This is a genomic window from Salinivibrio sp. MA427 (genome assembly GCF_001996115.1).
Taxonomy (GTDB): domain Bacteria; phylum Pseudomonadota; class Gammaproteobacteria; order Enterobacterales; family Vibrionaceae; genus Salinivibrio; species Salinivibrio costicola.
In genome coordinates this window covers 1-1,938 of sequence record NZ_MUFH01000400.1, presented here as the reverse complement: position 1 = coordinate 1,938, position 1,938 = coordinate 1, and the positions used below count along the sequence as shown (strand labels likewise).

Here is a 1,938-nt window from a genome sequence, read left to right as displayed (position 1 = left end):
CTCTATATCTTTGTCTGCTAACATCGCCACTACAGCATGCACGCGTCCTGTCAATCTCGCTTTTTGCTCAGCGAGTTTCTTTGCTAGGTAAGCGGCAGCATGCGGATTATGGGCGACGTCAAAAATCGTGTAAGGGGCGTCAGCAATAACTTGCATCCGACCGGTAACCGCGACAGACGCTAATCCCTCGGTAATGTGTGTATCAGCAATGTCGAGGTCAGCGACGCCCAGCGCCATTAAAGCCGTTGCCGCATTTTGTAGCGGAATAGCCGGAATAGGTAGCTCTGTCAGTTCAAAAGCACCGGCCGCCCAACGCCACGTATCACCTGTCATGGCATAGTGGTACTGATAGCCTAACTGATTTAATTGCGCGCCAATCGCATCAGCATGCGCGGCAACACTCGCAGGTGGCGCAGGCTGACCACATATCGCCGGTTTATCTTTCCGGAATATGCCTGCTTTTTCATAGCCAATCTGATTAATGTCATTGCCCAGCCAATCACAATGATCGAGCGCGAGACTGGTGATCACTGATACGTCATGATCCACCACATTGGTGGCATCTAAACGGCCACCGAGACCCACTTCGAGGATCACGACATCAAGCGCATGATGTTTAAATAGCTGTAACGCGGCTAAGGTACCAAATTCAAAAAAGCTCAGACTGGTTTGGCCACGTGCCTGGTTAATTACCTCAAACGCTTGAGTATGCTCACTATCGGCCAGCACGTCGCCATTGACACGGACCCGCTCATTGTAATGAATAAGATGTGGTGAGCTGTAAACCCCCGTACGGTAACCCGCGTGCTGTAATATTGCCTCTAATAAGGCGCAGGTGGTCCCCTTGCCATTGGTACCTGCAACGGTAATCACTTTAGGCGCAGGCTTGGTCAATTGGGCGTGCTCCGCAACTGCCGCGACGCGTTCAAGGCCAAGATCGATGGCACTGGTATGGATATTTTCTAGATAAGACAGCCACGTATCCATTGAGAATGTGGCTGTTGGATGCTGTAGTTCAGACATTGACTTGGTCAGTTACTCGATGATGGGCAAATGATACCAAGGATAACGCCATGGAACACGGTCAATTATTGCTCTTGAGAGGAAGGTGCCACTTCAGGCTCTTCTGGAGGTTGAGGTTTATCTTGCTCAACATCGACGACTAATGGCGACTTAATGTTACCCAGCTTCGCCAATAGGCCCGCCAAACGCTGGCGCATCTCACGACGATCAACAATCATGTCGATCGCACCATGCTCAAGCAAGAACTCACTGGTTTGGAAATCGTCTGGCAGATTCTCGCGTACGGTTTGCTCAATGACACGACGGCCAGCAAAACCGATAATCGCTTTTGGCTCTGCGACATTAATGTCTCCGAGCATAGCAAAGCTCGCGGTCACCCCACCGTAAGTTGGATCAGTGAGTACCGAGATGAATGGCAAGTTGTGACGCGATAAACGCTCAAGTGCCGCACTGGTTTTCGCCATTTGCATCAATGACATCAAGGCCTCTTGCATGCGCGCCCCACCACTGGCCGAAAAACACACCAGGCCACAATGGTTTTCGATCGCGTGCTCGACCGCTTTAACAAACCGTGCGCCGACGACTGCGCCCATCGAACCGCCCATGAACTTAAATTCAAACGCACAAGCAATCACGGGCACGTCTAGCACACTGCCTTTCATGACCACGAGTGCATCTTTTTCCCCACTGGACTTTTGCGCGGCTGACAGGCGATCTTTATACTTTTTCGAATCACGAAATTTTAATACGTCTTTAGGCTCCAGTTCACCGGCAATCTCTTCACGTCCTTCAGGATCCAAAAAAACATCCAGACGACGGCGTGCTGGCATACGCATATGGTGGTCACACTTGGGACAAACTTCCAAATTACGTTCGACATCAGCGTGATAAAGTACTTGATCACACGACGTACAC

The 1,938-nt window shown here is 50.6% G+C and carries 2 protein-coding genes; both read right to left on the bottom strand.

The window, feature by feature from the left end:
• Nucleotides 1–1,023: bifunctional tetrahydrofolate synthase/dihydrofolate synthase (gene folC / locus BZG79_RS14980; RefSeq protein WP_077774808.1), on the bottom strand; the 1,023-nt coding region annotated here is incomplete at its 3' end.
• Between the two features lie 65 nt (nucleotides 1,024–1,088).
• On the bottom strand, nucleotides 1,089–1,938 hold an 850-nt coding region (accD, locus tag BZG79_RS14975), incomplete at its 5' end, for an acetyl-CoA carboxylase, carboxyltransferase subunit beta (protein ID WP_077774807.1).